Here is a 19,049-nt window from a genome sequence, read left to right as displayed (position 1 = left end):
ATATTTTTGTCTAAAATAATTTTTAATGTGAAACTACCAGTTCCATAAAGTACCATCTTCCAATCTGCTCACAGGTAAATATGATCTTTTATAAGGATACTTTTTAGCTGCCTCTTCGTCGAAGTCTACTCCCAAACCTGGCTTATCTTGCATGTACAAAAGTCCCTCTTTTAATTCTACATCATATTTAAATACATCATTAAGTTCAGGAGTTCCAAAACCAATAAATTCCTGAATACCAAAATTAGGTGCCCAAAGATTAAAATGCATATGTGCCATAAAACAAATCGGAGAAAGATCTGGTGCCCCATGAGGTGCAGTGCGTATATGATACATAGCAGCAAAGTCTGCCAATTTCTTTAAAGGCGTAATTCCACCACCGTGCGTTATTGCAGTACGTATGTAGTCAATCCACTGTTTTTCGATCAAGACTTTAGCATCCCAAACAGTTGTAAAGATTTCACCTACAGCCAAAGGCACTACTGTATGCTCTCGAACAATTTGATAGCCTTCTGGGTTTTCAGAAGTTACTGCATCTTCTAGAAAAAGAAGATTATAAGGTTCTAGAAGTTTCCCTAGCCTTGCCGCTTCTATAGGCGTAAGGCGGCTGTGCACATCATGGCACAAACCTATATCAAATCCAAATCGTTCCCTTGCTTGCTTAAACAGCTCGGGTACAAAGTTCATATATTTTGAAGTAGACCATTCTTGCTCTGGTGGAAGTGGCCTGTTGCCTTGAAGTTCATAATAATTTTTCTTCCCCTCCATCGTGCCATAAGTACCTTTTACATTCGGAATAGAGCATTGTAGCCTTACAGCTTTGTATCCCTCGTCAATCATTGTACCCAAATTAGTAAGTACCTCCTCTATTGTTTCTCCATTTGCATGACCGTAAACGGTAACTCCGGACCTGCTCCTACCGCCAAGAAGTTGATAAACTGGTAAATTGGCTTGCTTCCCTTTTATATCCCAAAGCGCTGTATCAATAGCTCCAATTGCAGCCATAGTTACAGGTCCTTTTCGCCAATAAGCACCTTTATAGAGATACTGCCAAATATCTTCAATTTGTTGTGCATCTTTCCCTATCAGACAAGGAGCAATATGTTCCTGCAAGTAAGCAACTACAGCCATTTCTCGTCCATTTAGAGTCGCATCACCAATTCCGTACGTACCATTTTCTGTAATAATTTTGACAGTAACAAAATTACGTCCAGGGCTACAAATAAAAACTTTGATATCTTTAATTTTCATAGGTACTATATAGTATTAAGTTTAGTTTTTTATTATTTTTAAGCACATACTGCTATCATTCGGCACAATTAGTTATTTCAAAAATTAAAAATAAGTTATAGTTTTAATTTTAAAAAATTTCACTCTAAAAGTAAATGCTAAAGTCCTTCGATGCAATCGTATAAAGAAAGTAGTAGCAGTAAAAATTTAATTTTTCTAATTCCTGTACAACGCCGAATATAATTGGCGCGCCAAATTGATGCGCCAAATGTATTCATATTATTTGATTTAACAAAATAATTAGAAAAATAACTAAAAGTGATACAGTAGCCTATTACTTTATAGAGAAAGGACAATAATTTGATTTTGGTAGCAATTGCAAACAATAAAATTAAGCAATGATAATCAGTGATTTAAAAACGATCTGGAAATGTTACTCTTAAAAATAGTAATGTAATAGCAGTAAGATTTTTAGATCTACAAATCACTGCATAGTTTAACAAACGATCTTTATTTGAAGGAGTCTGACCTACTGTAGAAAAAGATTTAATTATTTAAAGTCGTTACAAAATTCAATAAGTAAATTGAAGTGAAATTCCATTCTTTTAACTGCTTCCTCAGGGTTTTTATCTCTAATAGCATTGAGAATTGCTTCGTGTTTAGCCACTTCAAAATTAAAACCTTCCTCATTGGACACTCTTGTTTTTCGAAAAACTGAAATTATCTTAGGAGTTATTTGCAGCATTAGATCATTTATAGAACTGTTCTTACTCGCTTTGACAATTGCTAGGTGAAATAACAAATCTTCTTGTAATGCATCTTCACCACTTAAAATTTTAGTTTTATAACGATTGAAGGCAGCTTCTATTTTCTTTAAATCTTCGTCCGTTCTTCTTGTTGCAGCCAAATAAACAGATTTAGCTTCAAGCATTAATCGCGTTTCTACAAGCGAAAGAAAATCTTTTTTCTCCAAGGTGATAATATCTTCTATTATACCTATTAGTGCTATATGACCAATTTCGGCAAGAAATGTTCCCGATTGAGGCATCGAGTTTACCAATCCGTAAAATTCTAATTTCTCGATTGCTTCTACTACAAATCGTCTACTTACATCAAAATTATCAGACAATTCACGTTCTGAGGGAAGCTTATCCCCTGGACCTAAATTCTTCGATATAATATAATCTCTAATTTTAGAGAAAATCATATTTTGGACCTCGATATTGTCTTTTATTCGTACTGTTTTTGATTTCATCTAGTAATTGTTATTAAATAGACTTGTTTACTGACCGCTATTAAAAGTGCTAAATTAATTAAAAAAAGACAGTAATTCAATTTAAAACTAAAACTGCCGGCTTACATGATCCTAAATACCGTAATTTTAGATTAGTCTCGAAGTCAATTAGTAGATGCTTTGATAAATTTAAAATTAGATTAAAGCTATAATTTCGAATAAAATTTTTACTTCGTTTAGCGTTGTTCATTTTACGATCAGGAAAGTTCAATTCGATAAAAATAAAAATATAGATTAATCAAAATAGTAACATTTCGTACTCTGATGTAATTTTACATCCTGCTATCAACCATCACATAATCAGTACATAAAAATAGCTTTATGATAAAAAAATAAAATTTAAAGCCCTTGGTAATGGAATCTCATAAAAATTTCTATCTTTGGCGCGCCAGTTTGACGCACCAGTTATAGGGCCCTATTAACCAAATAGAGAAATTATCTAACTAAAATATAAAACGATGAATACGAAATTAAAAGTACTGATATCTGGAACCGGATTTGCTGGTCAAGGTCATGCAGATGCCTTTCGAGCTGCAGGAGCTGATGTTGTAGGTATTGTGGGGAGAACGGCCAGCCTTGTAAGTGAGGTTGCAAAAAAAATGGGCATACCCTACTCTGGAACTGATTGGCAACAAGCGTTGATTGATTGTCAGCCTGATATTGTTTCTATAGCAACTCCAGGTGGTGCACATTATGATACTATCACACAAGCTATCGAATTTGGATGCCACGTATTTAGCGACAAACCGCTCACGCACAGTGGAGAATCGGCAATTACTTTATACAAACTTGCTGAAGAAAAGAAAGTTAAAACAGCGTTTGCCTCAAGCTTTAGATACATGCCCTACATTCTACAGGCAAAGCAGCTCATCGCAAGTGGTGCTATTGGTGAGCCACTAGAAGTGGAATGCATTTCACACTTTAATCTAGAACGCGACATTCCTTTTGGTTGGTCGCACCGCAAGGAAGATGGTGGTGGTCGACTTAACAATAACTTCACCCATATGATCTCTATAGTAACTTCTGTTATTGGAGAAAAAATTCTATCAATAATCGGCGAAGTTAGAGACGATTTGGTCAGAGCTCCTATTGTTGAAGGTGTTCATAATTTTAAAACAAGAAGAGATTTTATTCCCAAAGATATAAATGACCCCTCACTTAAATGGGGAGAAAGTAATGTTGAATGGTCTTACACGGTTTTGGCAAGATTAGAAAGCCCGATTGCAACCAAACCAGTATCAGTACTTTTTAAACATGGTTCACTTAACCCTGCTTTTGATGATAATCACATCGTTTTCTATGGTTCGACCGGAGCAATCTATATAAAAGGTCATTATGGTATGGGACCATTATACATTTATGATGAAAACAAAGAGTGGAAAGAACTTCCATTACCTCAAGACATAGCCGATAATCTTCCTAAAATTGATGGCGACACAGAGCGAAACTGGCATTATTTAGCATCGGAATTTGTTAAAGACATCAATGGCGAAAAAGTGGCTCCCTATCAATCTTTTAAAGATGGTAGTTTATACCAACAACTCATTGACCTTATTAGAAAAAATGATAACTGGACAGATGTAAGTCATCTGCAATAAAAAGGAAAAGCTATGTTTTATGATTATCTCGTAATTGGATTTTACTTTGTATTGATGCTTCTTATTGGTTTTGCGTTTTCACGAATGGCCAGTAAATCTACAAGTGATTATTTTCGTGGTGGCGGAAGAATGTTATGGTGGATGGTTGGTTCCACGGCTTTCATGTCCCAATTTTCGGCCATTACTTTTACTGGTGCAGCTGGTAAAGCTTACATGGACGGTTTTGCTATAGTAGGCGTTTACATTGGTAATACTTTTGCCTTTTTATGTGGATGGGCCTATTTTGCCCATCGCTTTAGACAAATGAGAGTAGATACACCTACAGAAGCGATAAAAGGCCGTTTTGGACCGAAAAACGAAATGTTTTTTTCATGGGCTTTAATTGTTTTCTCTTTTGCAAATGCAGGAGTTTGGTTAAATGCTCTGGGAGTTTTTACCAGTGCTGTATTTGATGCCGATATTGACTATACCATTATCGCAATTGGTTTAACGGTACTTTTTGTATCTGCTTTATCTGGCGCATGGGGTGTAGCTGCCTCCGATTTTGTTCAAACATTAGTTGTAGCAGTCGTTTCTATTGCCTGTGCAGTGGTAGCGTTGGTAAAAGTAGGAGGACCAGTCAATATGGTAGACAATTTCCCTGGTGGTTTTTTAATCGGCCCTAATATGAATTTCCCATTAATATTATTCGGAACTTTCATTTGCTTCTTACCCAAACAAATAATTACCGTAATGAATCTTCACGATTCTTTTCGATTTCTAAATGCTAAAGATTCGTTTAACGCGCGTAAAGCATCGCTTTTGGCAATGATTTTAATGGGATTTGGAACAATTATTTGGTTTATTCCACCGTGGGTAGCCGCATCTTTATATCCAGACGCGACCGCAGGCTATACACAGTTAGGTAGTAAAGCAGTTGACGCCATCTATCTAGAATTTGTTCGTAACGCTATGCCTATCGGAACTGTAGGATTGCTCATCGCTGCTTTATTTGCAGCATCTATGTCATCTATGGACTCGGCGCTAAATAAAAATGCTGGAATCTTTGTTCGTAGTATCTACCAACCCTTTCTTGCTAAAAAACAAATACAAAAAAGTGATAAGCAATTATTGCGTGTTAGTAAAATTGTTAGTGTCCTAAGTGGTTTATTAATAATTGCCACAGCTTTGTATTTCTCTTCTCTAAAAAAGCTCAGCTTATTTGAACTTATGATGTCTGTTTCAACAATAATACAAGTCCCTATGATGGTACCATTAGCTGTTGGGATTTTTGTTAAAAAGACACCCAATTGGGCACCTTGGGCAACTATTGCAGTTGGTTTCTTTGTTTCTTGGTTCGTTACAAATATATTTACTGCAGATGTCTTTGCAGAGATGCTCGGTATTGCGCAATTGACCAAAAGAGAGTCTATTGATATGGACATCATTTTGACGGTTGCTGGACACGTATTTATTACATCTGGTTTTTTCTGGGCTACTTCTCTGTTTTACAAAGAAGCTAACGAAGAAAACAAGGTAGAAAGAGAACAATTTTTCAAAAACCTCGAAACTCCTTACTATGCCGATGACCAACAAAGTGAATTTGACCGTCAACAACGAGATAAATTAGGTAAAATGGTTCTTATTATGGGGCTGGCTGTCCTACTTATGGTATTGATTCCCAACCCGCTTTGGGGTAAAATCACATTTGTATGTTGCTCTATAATTATTCTAATAATTGGTTTTCTATTAAAGAAAAGTGCCAAGACCAATAGCACAAAAGTATAATTACCACATTCTATTAAAAATTTGAATAAAATTAGTTCATTTGAATTTTATATGAAAAGCCTTGTAATTCGGTTACAAGGCTTTCTTATTTTATATAAGTAAACAAATTGATCTACTCTACTTCTTCACTACTACAGTTAGGATTATGAGCAATAGGGAAATTGCAAGAATTAGCGATAAAACATAATTCATTCGCTTTTACATGTAACTCATTGGCTAGCTTAATTTTTTCTTTCTGTCGAATGATAACTTGCGGAAACAAGCGGATCTCTATAAAACGGCCCGATCCATTTTCATGTACTTCCAATGTAGCTTCCGCATCATCGGAATAGGATACAACATCAATGTTATTTTGTGCACATACGTATAAGTACGACATCATGTGACAAGAAGCGACGCTACTCAGCAACAAATCTTCTGGATTGTACAAATTTGCATCTCCCTTAAATGCTTTTGCAGCAGAAACGGCCAAAGCAGTTTTCCCATCAATTGAAATTGTATGATTTTTGACAAATCGGGTACTTTCTTTCTTATTCGAAAACCAATTTAATCGAACTTTAAACAAATGTTTGAATGTCATAATAGATACATTTTTTATTTTATTCAAATTTAGTATTTTACAATTGTTATATGTGTAGAAATTTAAAATACAAATCGACGCAATTATTCAATTTATTGATAAAATAACTAAATAGTACAGAGTCACTTTCTGTAAAATAACACTAATTTAAAATCAAAATTTATTGGAAAACAGTTTAATAAATAATAATAAAAACGGGTATTTATTTACTAAATTGCTATCATCAAGTCAGGTTTTCATTTTTTTTTCGTCAATTACTACTATAAATCAACTTACTATGCGTTTACTTTTTTATTACATACTCTTAAGCATTGGTGTCACAACTATGGCACAAAAAAAAGTGGGTCCGATTTTAAACCTATTAAATTCAGAATCCGTGCCTTATATAACGACAGAAGATTTGAAAAAATCTAAGTTCGTATTGCTTGATAGTCGGGAACCTGAAGAATATAAGGTCAGTCATATTCCAAATGCTGTTTTTGTAGGATATGGCGATTTCAAATCTGAGACGGTTACACAATTAATTAAAAACCGAAACACCCCTATTGTCGTATATTGTTCTATAGGGGTTCGATCAGAGAATATTGGAGAGAAATTATTGAAATTAGGTTATACGAATGTTCAGAATCTCTATGGCGGTATTTTTGAATATAAAAACAAAGGTGGTATCGTTGTAAACAAATACAATAAAAAGACAGATAGTGTGCATACTTATAATAAAAAGTGGGGTGCTTATTTAAACAATGGAATCAAAATATATGAAAACTAACGCCTTACTAATTTTTACCAGAAATCCTCAACTAGGGAAAGTAAAAACCAGATTAGCAAAGTCAATTGGTGATGAAAAAGCCCTTCAAGTTTATAAAGACTTATTAAAGCATACAATGGAACAAACGCAATTTTTAGATTGTGATAAATATGTGTTTTACGATACAACAATTATAGAAAATGATATTTGGAACAATATAAATTATCATAAAAAGATACAAGCTCAAGGTGATTTAGGGCAACGCATGCAAGCCGCATTTGAGGAATTATTTGCAATGGGTCACAAAAAATGCATAATAGTAGGTAGCGATTTATTTGATTTGAATAGCATGGATATTAAGCATGCCTTTCATGCTATGGACTATAATGAAGTAGTGATTGGACCAGCAGTAGATGGAGGGTATTATTTGATGGGACTCAAGAAAATAAATCCTCTTCTTTTTGCAAATAAAGAATGGGGAACGGAAACCGTTTTGGCAGCTACTTTAAACGATATTCCTATGCATCATGTTTACCTATTAAAAACTTTGAATGACATTGACACAATTGAAGATTTAGAAAAAAGCAATTACATTTTACAATAAATGGAGAAATACTTCAATATATTATTTGAATCGTATCAAGGGTATTTCAATTATCTTATGAATGAGATTCGTGTGCCTAATTGGGATAATTATTTTTATGGATTGATTGTAATTTCGTTAACGGTCTGGATTCTAGAATTAATGTTTCCGTGGCGTAAGGATCAGCCCATACTTCGTAAAGATTTCTGGCTAGATTTATTCTATCTTTTTTTTAACTTTTTCCTACTCAATTTAATCTTATTGATTGCTTTATCCAATTTCACGGCGCAACTCGTTAATGATATCCTCCATGTATTTGGATTAGAGTTGGCTTCGATTCAATTGTTTTCGATTTCGGAAATGCCAAAGGGATGGTCACTATTGATATTCTTTTTGATAACCGATTTTATACAGTGGAATGTGCATCGTCTTTTACACTCAGTACCCTTTCTTTGGAAAATTCATCAAACGCATCATAGTATTAAAGAGATGGGGTTTGCTGCCCATTTCAGATACAACTGGATGGAGCCTATAGTTTACAAATCTATTTTATACATACCTATTATCATCGTTGGTGGTGTAGCAATTCAAGATGTATTTATTGTGCATTTTATCAGTATTGCGATCGGTCATTTAAACCATGCCAACATCGGCTGGGATTACGGATATCTCAAATACATATTCAACAACCCAAAAATGCACATTTGGCACCATAGTAAAAAAATGCCTAATAAGTATGGGGTTAATTTTGGAATCTCATTAAGCCTTTGGGACTATTTATTTGGAACTAATTATATTCCTCGCGATGGAAAAAATATAGAATTGGGGTTTGTAAATGACAATGATTTTCCAGATAATTTCTTGAAGCAAGAACTTTATCCATTAAAAAAATAAAAATAATGTCAGGAATTATAAAGCCTGTCGACTGTTCAATTATAAATATTAAATTACATTTCTTATGAAAAAAATACTTTTATCCCTATTCTTTATGCCGCTAGTTATTTTGGGAAATACTTCTTGCCAAAATAAGCATGCAGAACAACCAGCTCAAGAAGCGGTTAAACAAGAATCGTCAAGCGCAGCTGTAGCAAATAATGTTGATCATTCAAAATGGGATGCATTATTGAAAAAAAATGTATCAAGTACAGGAAAGGTAAATTACAAAGGCTTTGTCAAAGATAAAGCAGCCTTAGAATCCTATTTAAAAACACTTGATGCTGGTGTTCCAGCTTCGGCATGGAGTCGCAACGCTACTCTATCTTACTGGATTAATGCTTATAATGCCTACACTGTGAAGTTAATCGTAGATAATTACCCAGTAAAAAGTATCAAAGAAATAAGCGATCCTTGGGGAAAAAAGTTTTTTACTCTTGGAGGAAAAAAATATAGCTTAGAGCAAATAGAGCATCAAATTTTAAGAAAAATGGGAGAACCTAGAATCCATTTTGCAATCAACTGCGCATCTTATTCTTGCCCAGATTTATTGAATGAAGCCTATACTGAAGAAAAATTAAGCAAACAACTGGCTGCTGTAGCAAAAGATTTTATCAACGATAAAACTAAAAATACAATTACAGCATCAAGCGTCGAAATTTCAGAGATATTCAATTGGTTTGGTGCTGATTTTAAAACAAAAGGATCTATCATTGATTATTTAAATCAATACAGTACTGTAAAAATCAATTCAAAAGCTAAAATCTCTTTTAAATATTATAACTGGAGTTTGAATGAATAAGATTTCTATCATCATACCAATATACAATGAAGTTGAAAATATCAAAAAAACTTTGTTGTATATTGAAAGTGTGATTTCGAAAAGTATGGCTTACGAAATTATCGTTGTAGATGGTGGAAGTACTGATGGCTCTGCAAATCAAGTACAATCTACAAAAACAGTTCGATTGATAAGTTCTCCAAAAGGAAGAGCTAAACAGCTGAATTGTGGAGCAAAAAATGCAACAGGAACTATTTTTTATTTCTTGCATTGTGATAGCTTACCACCAAAGAATTTTGATATTGCAATTGTGCAACAAATGGAAAAGGGCAGAGATGCAGGATGTTTCCGAATGAAATTTGATTTGAAACACCCAATATTAGTCGTTTCACAGTGGTTTACACGTTTTAATCACATAAGCTGTAGAGGTGGCGATCAATCACTATTTGTTAGCAAACTATTATTTGAAGATATTGGAGGATTTAACGAAGCGTATTCCATATATGAAGACAACGAAATTATTGAAAGATTATATGCTAAAAAGCAATTTGTAGTTGTACCAAAATATGTAATTACATCTGCTAGAAAATATAAACAAAATGGAGTTTGGAGATTGCAATTTCATTTCAGCATGATCCATCTCAAAAGAAAAATGGGGTTTCCCATAAATGATTTACAAACATATTACCAAAAGAACATTATTTAAAATACAAAAAAAATGAATTTACTAAGAAAAACAAGTCTGTCTGTAACCGCTCTAACATTTGCTTTCATGGGATGTAAATCTCCTCAAAAAGCAGAATCATTTGTAGAAAAGGCAGAGATAGCACACCAAAAAGAAGCTTTTAAAAACCAAGAAGCAATCCAATTTGATATTGCAATCCAATTTGGCGGTAAAGATATTATGGATGGTACGATGACCTTGTTGACCAATTCTAGTAAAGGTGCTATCGCACTAAAAGATGGTACAAAAATTATATATGACAATGAAAAAGTATATTACTCACCAGATATAGCATCAGAAAAATCAGTTCGATTTAATGCTTACACTTGGTCTTACTTTTTTATGTTTCCTTACAAGATGAGTGATGAAGGTACTATCTGGTCTCCTTATGATAACAACGTAACAAATAAAGAGCAATTCGAAACGCAAAAGCTTACATTTAAATCCGGTACAGGAGATGCCCCAGATGACTGGTATGTTGTTTACAGCAATAAAGAGACTAATTTAATTGAGCAACTAGCGTATATCGTTACTATTAAATCAAAAAAGGAAGAAGCAGAAAAAGAACCACACGGAATTCAATATAAGAAATTCGAAACTGTAAACGGAGTTCCGATTGCAACAGAATGGCAATTTGGAAGTTGGAATGAAAAAGAGGAATTTGGTGCTACTATAGGAAACGCTAGTTTGTCAAATATTAAATTCATAACCGTAGAAGAGGGGATTTTTACTCCAGGAAAAGATTTTAAAACTATATAAATTGTATTTCAGTCGGTAGCAACTTCTACGAAGTTGGTACCGCTGAATAACTTTTAGACTTACTGAGACTAGAAAGGACTTGAACTGAATACTAAAAACTAAAAAAATGGAACATATTGTCATCATCGGAAATGGAATTTCCGGAGTTACATTAGCCAGACACATTCGAAAAAGATCTGATGCTAAAATCTCCATAATATCCGCAGAAACAAATTATTTTTTTTCGAGAACTGCATTGATGTATGTATTCATGGGGCACATGAAGTTTGAGCATACGCAACCTTACGAAAATGACTTTTGGAAAAAAAACAACATTAACCTGATTCATAAAAAGGTTTCTGAAGTTTTTCCAAAAGAAAAATCACTTCTGTTAGATGGCAATACTGTTATCACTTTTGATAAATTAGTAATAGCTACAGGCTCAAAACCTAACAAATTTGGCTGGCCAGGTCAAGATCTAGAAGGTGTTACTGGTCTGTACTTTAAGCAAGATCTCGAAAATCTTGAAAAATGGGCACCAACTACCAAAAGAGCTGTTATAGTAGGAGGAGGTTTAATCGGAATTGAACTTGCCGAAATGATGCGCGCTCGCAATATTGAAGTGACCTTTTTAGTTCGTGAAGATAGCTTCTGGAATGGTGTTTTACCAAAAGGAGAAAGCCAAATGATTAATCGTCATATAAAAGAGCATCATATTGATTTACGTTTGAGCACAGGTCTTAAAGAAATAATTGCTGATGAAAACGGACGTACTAAGGCAATCATTACAGACAAAGACGAAACTATTGAATGCCAAATTGTAGGCTTAACAGCAGGGGTTTCACCAAATATTGATTTTTTGAAAACCTCTGGAATAGAGCTCGGACGCGGTGTCAAAGTCAATCGCTTTCTCGAAACTAATTTTAAGGATATATATGCTATTGGTGACTGTGCAGAGCAACATGAAGGAATTGGCGAACGCCGACCTATTGAAGCTGTCTGGTATACCGGAAGAATGATGGGAGAATCCCTAGCGCAAACTTTAACTGGTAACCCAATGGAATATAAACCGGGACACTGGTTTAATTCAGCTAAATTTTTGGATATCGAATACCAAACTTATGGTTGGGTTTGGGCGAAGGAAAAGGAAAATGAAACCCATTTCTACTGGGAACATAAAGGAGGTAAGAAAGCAATCCGTATTGCGTTTGATACTGAAAGCAGACGTTTCTTAGGAATTAATACTTTTGGTATTCGCATGCGTCATGAATTTTTTGATAAAGTTTTGACAGACCAACAATCTGTAGATTATGTTATTGAAAATTTGGCAGCAGCCAATTTTGATCCAGAATTTTATACATCACACAAAAAAGAGATACAAATTGAATTCACAAAGCAATGTGTGGGTCTTAAAAATGAATCATTATGAGCAAAACAGTAAAAAATATATCAATAGCTTCTCAGGAGCATAATGATTTAAATGGGACACAGAGAGCAGGAATTGCTCTCGGTCTTATCGGACTATTTATAATGACATTGGCTTTATTGAACGTAGAATTTCCGAATAAAGGGTATTGGTTAGCGGGTTCTATTACTGCAATCTTTTCTGGTATTGTACTCTACTCTAATAGTTTCTATTTGAACCGAGTTGAAGGAATTAGTAATAATCATGTTTGGACTTCTAGCTTGACAAGTAGAGGAACTGTTGCATACGCAATTGGTCTAATTCTAACTTCATTTTATGTTGTACTCTACTGGTTTCCTCAGTATCTCGGTCTTAGTAGCGAAGAAGGTGCTGCAAATACAGGTATAGTTAGCTTTTTTGATCCATTAAGTTTGCTCTTAAATGGCAAACCAGCTTCTCAATGGTTCGTTTATGGTACGCTTTATACTATTGCCATAGTTGGACTTGGATATAAATTTATTTTAAAATACCGTCACAACAAATACCAACTGGTACGTACAATTTCAATAATGTTTTTTCAGTTGGGTTTTGCTTTTTTAATCCCCGAGATTCTAGAAAAATTAAATCCTGAAAAAGCTTATTTTGCGAAGGATATCAAAAATATGTGGCCATTGAATTATTATTTCTTTGACGAATGGCATTTGAAAAATATGATTAATGGCGGGAACTTAGGACTCTTCATGCTAATTTTTGGAGTTGCTTTAATTTTTATAATCTCACCAATATTGACTTATTTCTACGGGAAACGTTGGTATTGCTCATGGGTATGCGGTTGCGGTGGTTTGGCCGAAACAGCAGGGGATTCTTTCCGTCAGTTAAGTGATAAGTCAGAGAAAGCATGGAAAATTGAGCGTTGGATGATTCATACTGTTCTAGTACTTGCATTCGTTAGTACCATCGCCGTTATTTTTACATTTTTAACCAACAATCCCGACATGAGCTTTATCACAAAAGATCAATTTGTTTGGGGTATCGTCATATTTCTTGGCGTTTTTACAACTGCTTTGTATGTTTTTAAAAGAAAAGATATGGATGCAGATGCTATTTACACAATGTTATCGTTGGTAGCTATTATGGTTATCGCTATTTTGATGAATTACTTTTCGGGTAATCAGAATATTTTCTTCGTAGATAGTTATAAACTTAGAGAATGGTACGGGTTTGCAATTGGGGCTGCCTTCAGTGGTGTAATTGGTGTTGGCTTCTACCCTATTCTAGGAAATCGTGTTTGGTGTCGTTTTGGTTGTCCTATGGCTGCCATATTGGGACTACAACAACGATTGTTTTCAAAATTTAGAATTACTACCAATGGAGGTCAATGTATCTCATGTGGAAACTGCTCTACTTACTGCGAAATGGGAATTGATGTACGTAGCTATGCGCAAAAAGGAGAGAATATTGTAAGATCTTCTTGTGTAGGTTGCGGTATTTGTTCTGCAGTTTGTCCTCGTGGTGTATTGAAGTTAGAGAATGATACACCTGCTGGTCGTATTAATTCTAATGAAATCCTACTTGGAAACGATGTAGATTTAATGGACTTGATCAACCAAAAATAAATCATATTCATTCATTAATTAGCACTAGGTTAAAGTGTTTTATCAAAATATTATTAATGATCGAATACCTTTTTGTGTGAAGGATAGTAGTGAAAATCCTTGTGGGGGCTGGCCTAATGCCCCCACAAGATTGTAACGAATAGCCTGACCCGCTCCCGAAGCTTCGGGATTTGGCGGGGTACACCCAAATTACTATAAGATCTATTATTACAATCGAAAATTCAACCGCTTCACAATTTATAAAATGGCAAAAGGATTATTATTTCTTGTTTTTATGACTATTTTCGCCACTTCTGCCCAAAAGAAGTATGCAAAGAGCTATTATCCGACTGGAACTATTCAGGCGGAAGGGTGGATGTCACATAATGATAAAGTTGACTACTGGTACTTTTATTATGATAATGGTAATAAAAAGCAGGAAGGGCATTTTGAAGATAACAAAAAGTGTAAATGGTGGTTGTTCTATGATTCAAATGAAGTAATTACTAGAAAGACAGAATATCAAAATGATTTGCAAAACGGTATTTCAATTCTTTATAAAGATGGAAACATTGTAAAAGCAGAAAAATATAAAATGGGTGTTAAAACGAACGAATGGACTAGCCTATCGGCTTACCGAAACGATAAAAATAAATGAAAACTATTGTTGTAATTATACCCGCCTATAATGAAGAGAATGCGATAGCACACGTAATTAACGAAATTCCCAAAATAGTAAGTGAGGTAATTGTCGTGAGCAACAACTCTACTGACAACACTATAGCGGTAGCTAGTAAAGCAGGTGCAACAGTCTTGACAGAAAATAAAAAGGGATATGGTAATGCTTGTTTGAAAGGATTGGAATATCTGTCGCAAAGAGAAATAAAGCCTGATATTGTTGTTTTCTTGGATGGTGATTTCTCAGATTATCCTGAGGAGTTGATAAAACTTATAGCACCTATTGAGGAGAATGACATTGACTTTGTTATTGGAGCGCGTGTAGCACAATTGCGAGAAAAACATTCGATGACCCCTCAACAAGTCTTTGGGAATTGGCTGGCAACCTTTTTAATGAAACTATTTTTTAAAGCTTCATTTACAGATTTAGGTCCGTTTCGCGCTATAAAATACCAGAAATTGCTAGATTTGAAAATGGAAGACAAAACCTACGGCTGGACGGTTGAAATGCAACTGAAAATCTTAAAGCAAAATATGACATATGTTGAGATTCCCGTACGCTATAAAAATCGCATTGGCGTTTCAAAGGTTTCTGGAACTGTTAAAGGGACCATTATGGCTGGAGTCAAAATCATAGGTTGGATTTTTAAATATACCTTCAAATAATTCTATGTTATCACTTTCTTATATCATTCTATTTTTTTATTGTCTGTCTATACTATTGATATTTTTCTATGGTTTAGCACAATTTAATTTGTTATTAAATTATTTAAAGAGTAAAAAACAAGTAGACAACAGTCCTCAATATAATTTTGAAAAAGGAGACCCTTTTCCCTTTGTTACAATTCAATTGCCATTATACAATGAAAAGTATGTAGTCGAACGATTATTACATACCGTAGCAGCATTGGAGTATCCAAAACATCTATTAGAAATTCAGGTCCTCGACGATAGCACTGATGATAGTATCCCAATGACCAAAAATTTAATTGCAGAAATAGCTCAAACTGGGCTTGACATTAAGCATATCTTTAGATCTAATAGAACCGGATTTAAGGCTGGAGCTTTGAAAGAAGGACTTGCGATTGCTAAAGGAGAATTTATTGTGATTTTTGATGCTGATTTCGTTCCTCAGAAGAATTGGTTACTACAAACAATGCCTTATTTTAAAGATCCAAAAATTGGAGTGGTGCAAACACGTTGGGGACATTTGAATCGTAATTATTCTACTTTGACCAAAATTCAGGCCTTTGCTCTTGATGCACATTTTACACTAGAACAAGTAGGACGCAACTCTCAATCGCATTTTATTAATTTTAATGGGACAGCGGGAGTTTGGCGTAAGGAATGTATTCTAGATGCTGGAAATTGGGAAAGCGATACGTTGACGGAAGATTTGGATTTAAGCTACCGCGCCCAATTGAAAAACTGGAAGTTTAAATACCTTGAAAAAGTTGAAACGCCTGCAGAATTGCCTGCCATAATTAGTGCAGCGCGCTCACAACAATTTCGTTGGAACAAAGGAGGTGCAGAAAATTTTAGTAAAAATGCTAAACGAGTTTTGAAGTCGGATACTATAAGTTTTAAAACTAAAGCTCACGGAATATTACATCTATTAAATAGCTCTATGTTTTTAGCCCTATTTGTTATGGCTATCTTAAGTATTCCTGTGTTGTATATAAAACATTCGCTTCCTGAAATTCATAGATTATTTGACATCTTAATGTTCTTCATCATTACCTCCCTCCTATTTTTTATTAGTTATTGGGTCACTTATAAAAGTATTCATGGCGGAGGATTCAAATCATTTTTAAGTTACACGAGACTCTTCTTTGTTTTTTACACTATTGCAATGGGATTCTCTTTTCACAATACAATTGCGGTACTAGAAGGTTTATGGGGAAAGAAAAGTGAATTTGTACGTACGCCCAAATTGAACATTGAAAGTTTGAAAGAACAGTGGAAGCAAAATATCTACTTAAATAAGAAAATATCCAAAAATGTTATTTTTGAAGGTCTTTTGATGAGCTATTTTGTATTTGGAATTTATAGTTCTTTTTACCTTCATGATTTTAGTATTCTATTCTTACATCTTATGTTAAGCATAGGATTTGCTTACGTTTTTATTCAATCAATTGTTGCTCCCAAATGAAATCGATAGCTGCCAATAACATTAAAACATTTGTTTATCTAATTATAAGCATTTTCTGTTATGGATATATGGGTTACGAATTGGAACGACAAGAATTTATAGCCTTAATAATCAATTTTGGAATTCTTTTTTTCTGTAGCTATCACATTATCAATTTACAAAAGGATAATTTTAATTTTTTAGTTGGTATTGCTATTGTCTTTCGATTGATCTTGTGGAGTGTAATTCCCAATTTATCACAAGATTATTTCCGATTCATTTGGGATGGTAGATTACTGTTACAAGGAATGAACCCTTATTTGTATCTGCCTAACAATTTAATTACACAAGCTGAATTCTCGATTGCTAATGCTCAAGCCTTATATGATGGCATGGGTAGTTTAAGTGCAAGTCACTACTCTAATTATCCACCGGTTAACCAAGTCTTATTTGCTATTGGAGCTTATATAAGTGGCAATACAATTTACGGTGCCGTTATTGGGATGAGGATTATTATTATACTCGCCGATTTGGGTACCTTATATTTTGGGACGAAATTGTTAAAACGATTGGAATTAGATAAATACCGTATTTTTTGGTATCTCTTAAATCCTCTTGTTATTATAGAATTGACCGCAAATTTACATTATGAAGGGGTGATGCTTTTCTTCTTTGTTTGGAGTATGTATTTACTATCAAAACGGAATTGGAAAACTGCTGCTGTCATTTTGGCTTTGTCTATTTCAACAAAATTACTACCACTACTACTATTACCTTTGTATTTACAGCGATTGGGATGGAAAAAAATTATACCATTTTATGGCATTGTGATAGGAGTTAATATTATTTTATTTCTTCCGTTTTTGTCTGCAGAATTAATTGAAAATTATACTAAAACAATTGGGCTTTGGTTTACAAATTTTGAGTTTAATGCCAGTATTTATTACCTCATTAGGGAAATTGGGTTTTATGTAAAAGGGTATAATATCATTCAGTCTACAGGTAAAATAATTCCTGTATTAATTGTTTTATTTATTATCTACCGTAGTTTTATGGGAGAAAATAAAAACAGCAAACAGCTTTTTATAAGTTTTTTATTGGTATTGACCGTTTACTTATTTTCATCTACCACAGTACATCCATGGTACATTATTAATCTAGTTTTAATTGGTGTTTTTACTCGCTTTAAATTCCCTATAATTTGGAGTTTTACAGCAGTACTAAGTTATAGTGCATATAGTAATGTGGTGTTTAAAGAAAATTTCTGGTTGATAGGGATTGAATATAGTATTGTTTTTTTATACATCATTTATGAACTACAGAATAAATTTGACATTAAAAAATATGTATATTTGAAAAAATCAACTTTTAGGATATAAAATATATGAGTGCTTCCGTAGAAAATTCAAAATTAACTTTAGAGAATTGGGTCAATCAATTTAGTGATGAACTCTACTCATGGGCTTTATATAAAACTTCATCCAAAGAGACTGCTGAAGATTTGGTTCAAGAGACATTCTTAGCTGCATTTAATAAAATACAGAGTTTTCAAGGAAAGAGTCAACCTAAAACTTGGTTGTTTGCTATATTAAACAATAAGGTTGTTGATTACTACCGCCTTTCAGCACGTACCACAAAAAATAACTTTAGCCTAACTGAAGAGAGTGGTTACGAACTATCTGACGGATTATTTAATACTACTGAAAATTGGGTCGAAAATAAACTTAATTCTATTTGGGAGCAGGAAGGTGAATTATTTGATAATGCAGATTTTAATATGATTTTTCAATATTGTATTGATGATTTACCAAAAAAATGGAAACTAGCAATAACCTCTAAGTATTTAACTGATAATAAAGCAGATATAATATGTAAGGAACTCGAAATAACATCGTCTAATTATTGGCAGATCATTCATAGATCAAAGTTACTATTGAAAAAATGCCTTGAAACTAAATGGAAATAATACATTTTAACCAATAATGAACAAGACCATGCAAATATTAGTAAAATCCTGTAAAATCACAAGTGAATTAATTGATAAACAACAATTGACCACTTTAACTCTAAAAGAGAAATTGCAATTGCAAGCCCATAAGGCCATGTGTAAAACTTGTAGTGCTTATGAAAATCAATCGAAGATGATTGATAGCTTCATCACCAAATGGTTTGGAAATGCCGATGCGGCCCCTGCAGAAAAGTTAAGTAAAGAGAAAAAGACTGCTATTATTGACAAAATCAATAACAATCACTTATAAAAGCAT

At 33.8% G+C, this 19,049-nt stretch carries 19 protein-coding genes; 16 read left to right on the top strand and 3 right to left on the bottom strand.

What is annotated here, in order from left to right; all coding sequences use genetic code 11:
- Positions 1-33: 33 nt before the first annotated feature.
- Positions 34-1,251, bottom strand: a complete 1,218-nt coding sequence (gene manD / locus LXH21_RS07230; RefSeq protein ID WP_239863916.1) for a D-mannonate dehydratase ManD — start codon at positions 1,249-1,251, stop codon at positions 34-36.
- Between the two features lie 529 nt (positions 1,252-1,780).
- On the bottom strand, positions 1,781-2,485 hold the full coding sequence (locus LXH21_RS07225) for a FadR/GntR family transcriptional regulator (RefSeq protein ID WP_239863908.1): 705 nt from the start codon (positions 2,483-2,485) through the stop codon (positions 1,781-1,783).
- Between the two features lie 497 nt (positions 2,486-2,982).
- On the opposite strand from LXH21_RS07225, the gene LXH21_RS07220 reads away from it, so the two are divergent.
- Both LXH21_RS07220 and LXH21_RS07215 read left to right on the top strand, forming a co-directional pair.
- Entirely contained in the window at positions 2,983-4,122 is a 1,140-nt protein-coding gene (locus tag LXH21_RS07220) for a Gfo/Idh/MocA family protein (RefSeq protein ID WP_239863899.1), read from the top strand.
- 12 nt (positions 4,123-4,134) lie between these two features.
- Positions 4,135-5,889, top strand: coding sequence for a sodium:solute symporter family transporter (locus LXH21_RS07215; protein ID WP_239863897.1), 1,755 nt, complete (start codon positions 4,135-4,137; stop codon positions 5,887-5,889).
- A gap of 112 nt (positions 5,890-6,001) precedes the next feature.
- Here the strand turns inward: LXH21_RS07215 and LXH21_RS07210 are convergent, their stop codons facing one another.
- On the bottom strand, positions 6,002-6,469 hold the full coding sequence (locus tag LXH21_RS07210) for an OsmC family protein (protein ID WP_239863895.1): 468 nt from the start codon (positions 6,467-6,469) through the stop codon (positions 6,002-6,004).
- Positions 6,470-6,746: 277 nt separating this feature from the next.
- Between LXH21_RS07210 and LXH21_RS07205 the strand changes: the two genes are divergently transcribed.
- The 14 genes from LXH21_RS07205 (at position 6,747) to LXH21_RS07140 (ending at position 19,043) form a co-directional block, all read left to right on the top strand.
- Entirely contained in the window at positions 6,747-7,238 is a 492-nt protein-coding gene (locus LXH21_RS07205; protein WP_239863893.1) for a rhodanese-like domain-containing protein, read from the top strand.
- Entirely contained in the window at positions 7,228-7,821 is a 594-nt protein-coding gene (locus tag LXH21_RS07200; protein WP_239863891.1) for a TIGR04282 family arsenosugar biosynthesis glycosyltransferase, read from the top strand. The genes LXH21_RS07205 and LXH21_RS07200 overlap by 11 nt, the downstream gene beginning before the upstream one ends.
- Positions 7,822-8,694 carry a sterol desaturase family protein gene (locus tag LXH21_RS07195; protein WP_239863886.1) on the top strand — a complete coding sequence of 291 codons (873 nt, stop codon included), beginning with the start codon at positions 7,822-7,824 and terminating at the stop codon, positions 8,692-8,694.
- A 64-nt stretch (positions 8,695-8,758) separates the two neighbouring features.
- Positions 8,759-9,535, top strand: a complete 777-nt coding sequence (locus LXH21_RS07190; protein ID WP_239863878.1) for a DUF547 domain-containing protein — start codon at positions 8,759-8,761, stop codon at positions 9,533-9,535.
- Positions 9,528-10,220, top strand: coding sequence for a TIGR04283 family arsenosugar biosynthesis glycosyltransferase (locus LXH21_RS07185; protein ID WP_239863876.1), 693 nt, complete (start codon positions 9,528-9,530; stop codon positions 10,218-10,220). The genes LXH21_RS07190 and LXH21_RS07185 overlap by 8 nt, the downstream gene beginning before the upstream one ends.
- A gap of 12 nt (positions 10,221-10,232) precedes the next feature.
- Complete coding sequence (locus tag LXH21_RS07180; protein ID WP_239863874.1) at positions 10,233-10,997, top strand: hypothetical protein; 765 nt, start codon at positions 10,233-10,235, stop codon at positions 10,995-10,997.
- A 106-nt stretch (positions 10,998-11,103) separates the two neighbouring features.
- On the top strand, positions 11,104-12,405 hold the full coding sequence (locus LXH21_RS07175; RefSeq protein ID WP_239863873.1) for an NAD(P)/FAD-dependent oxidoreductase: 1,302 nt from the start codon (positions 11,104-11,106) through the stop codon (positions 12,403-12,405).
- Positions 12,402-13,997, top strand: coding sequence for a 4Fe-4S binding protein (locus tag LXH21_RS07170; protein ID WP_239863871.1), 1,596 nt, complete (start codon positions 12,402-12,404; stop codon positions 13,995-13,997). Before LXH21_RS07175 ends, LXH21_RS07170 begins: the two co-directional genes overlap by 4 nt.
- A 244-nt stretch (positions 13,998-14,241) precedes the next feature.
- Positions 14,242-14,634 (top strand): toxin-antitoxin system YwqK family antitoxin, encoded by a 393-nt coding sequence (locus tag LXH21_RS07165; RefSeq protein ID WP_239863868.1) that lies wholly within the window; start codon positions 14,242-14,244, stop codon positions 14,632-14,634.
- Entirely contained in the window at positions 14,631-15,320 is a 690-nt protein-coding gene (locus tag LXH21_RS07160; RefSeq protein WP_239863861.1) for a glycosyltransferase family 2 protein, read from the top strand. The genes LXH21_RS07165 and LXH21_RS07160 overlap by 4 nt, the downstream gene beginning before the upstream one ends.
- Positions 15,321-15,324: 4 nt before the next feature.
- Positions 15,325-16,806 (top strand): cellulose synthase family protein, encoded by a 1,482-nt coding sequence (locus LXH21_RS07155; protein ID WP_239863854.1) that lies wholly within the window; start codon positions 15,325-15,327, stop codon positions 16,804-16,806.
- Positions 16,803-18,164: a glycosyltransferase 87 family protein gene (locus tag LXH21_RS07150; protein WP_239863840.1), complete on the top strand. Its 1,362-nt coding sequence runs from the start codon at positions 16,803-16,805 to the stop codon at positions 18,162-18,164. Before LXH21_RS07155 ends, LXH21_RS07150 begins: the two co-directional genes overlap by 4 nt.
- A 5-nt stretch (positions 18,165-18,169) precedes the next feature.
- Positions 18,170-18,751, top strand: coding sequence for a sigma-70 family RNA polymerase sigma factor (locus LXH21_RS07145; RefSeq protein ID WP_239863831.1), 582 nt, complete (start codon positions 18,170-18,172; stop codon positions 18,749-18,751).
- Positions 18,752-18,779: 28 nt separating this feature from the next.
- On the top strand, positions 18,780-19,043 hold the full coding sequence (locus LXH21_RS07140) for a hypothetical protein (protein ID WP_239863829.1): 264 nt from the start codon (positions 18,780-18,782) through the stop codon (positions 19,041-19,043).
- The last annotated feature ends 6 nt before the right edge of the window (positions 19,044-19,049 follow it).

The sequence above is a fragment of the Flavobacterium algicola genome, from assembly GCF_022399565.1.
GTDB classification, from domain to species: Bacteria; Bacteroidota; Bacteroidia; order Flavobacteriales; family Flavobacteriaceae; genus Flavobacterium; species Flavobacterium algicola.
Note: the sequence above shows the minus strand (reverse complement) of the source record. Positions and strands in the feature narration are given on the sequence as shown.

Excerpts from the sequence above, each read along its gene's own strand:
- manD (WP_239863916.1), bottom strand. The coding sequence starts at position 1,251 with ATGAAAATTAAAGATATCAAAGTTTTTATTTGTAGCCCTGGACGTAAT.
- LXH21_RS07225 (WP_239863908.1), bottom strand. The coding sequence starts at position 2,485 with ATGAAATCAAAAACAGTACGAATAAAAGACAATATCGAGGTCCAAAAT.
- LXH21_RS07220 (WP_239863899.1), top strand. The coding sequence starts at position 2,983 with ATGAATACGAAATTAAAAGTACTGATATCTGGAACCGGATTTGCTGGT.
- LXH21_RS07215 (WP_239863897.1), top strand. The coding sequence starts at position 4,135 with ATGTTTTATGATTATCTCGTAATTGGATTTTACTTTGTATTGATGCTT.
- LXH21_RS07210 (WP_239863895.1), bottom strand. The coding sequence starts at position 6,469 with ATGACATTCAAACATTTGTTTAAAGTTCGATTAAATTGGTTTTCGAAT.
- LXH21_RS07205 (WP_239863893.1), top strand. The coding sequence starts at position 6,747 with ATGCGTTTACTTTTTTATTACATACTCTTAAGCATTGGTGTCACAACT.
- LXH21_RS07200 (WP_239863891.1), top strand. The coding sequence starts at position 7,228 with ATGAAAACTAACGCCTTACTAATTTTTACCAGAAATCCTCAACTAGGG.
- LXH21_RS07195 (WP_239863886.1), top strand. The coding sequence starts at position 7,822 with ATGGAGAAATACTTCAATATATTATTTGAATCGTATCAAGGGTATTTC.
- LXH21_RS07190 (WP_239863878.1), top strand. The coding sequence starts at position 8,759 with ATGAAAAAAATACTTTTATCCCTATTCTTTATGCCGCTAGTTATTTTG.
- LXH21_RS07185 (WP_239863876.1), top strand. The coding sequence starts at position 9,528 with ATGAATAAGATTTCTATCATCATACCAATATACAATGAAGTTGAAAAT.
- LXH21_RS07180 (WP_239863874.1), top strand. The coding sequence starts at position 10,233 with ATGAATTTACTAAGAAAAACAAGTCTGTCTGTAACCGCTCTAACATTT.
- LXH21_RS07175 (WP_239863873.1), top strand. The coding sequence starts at position 11,104 with ATGGAACATATTGTCATCATCGGAAATGGAATTTCCGGAGTTACATTA.
- LXH21_RS07170 (WP_239863871.1), top strand. The coding sequence starts at position 12,402 with ATGAGCAAAACAGTAAAAAATATATCAATAGCTTCTCAGGAGCATAAT.
- LXH21_RS07165 (WP_239863868.1), top strand. The coding sequence starts at position 14,242 with ATGGCAAAAGGATTATTATTTCTTGTTTTTATGACTATTTTCGCCACT.
- LXH21_RS07160 (WP_239863861.1), top strand. The coding sequence starts at position 14,631 with ATGAAAACTATTGTTGTAATTATACCCGCCTATAATGAAGAGAATGCG.
- LXH21_RS07155 (WP_239863854.1), top strand. The coding sequence starts at position 15,325 with ATGTTATCACTTTCTTATATCATTCTATTTTTTTATTGTCTGTCTATA.
- LXH21_RS07150 (WP_239863840.1), top strand. The coding sequence starts at position 16,803 with ATGAAATCGATAGCTGCCAATAACATTAAAACATTTGTTTATCTAATT.
- LXH21_RS07145 (WP_239863831.1), top strand. The coding sequence starts at position 18,170 with ATGAGTGCTTCCGTAGAAAATTCAAAATTAACTTTAGAGAATTGGGTC.
- LXH21_RS07140 (WP_239863829.1), top strand. The coding sequence starts at position 18,780 with ATGCAAATATTAGTAAAATCCTGTAAAATCACAAGTGAATTAATTGAT.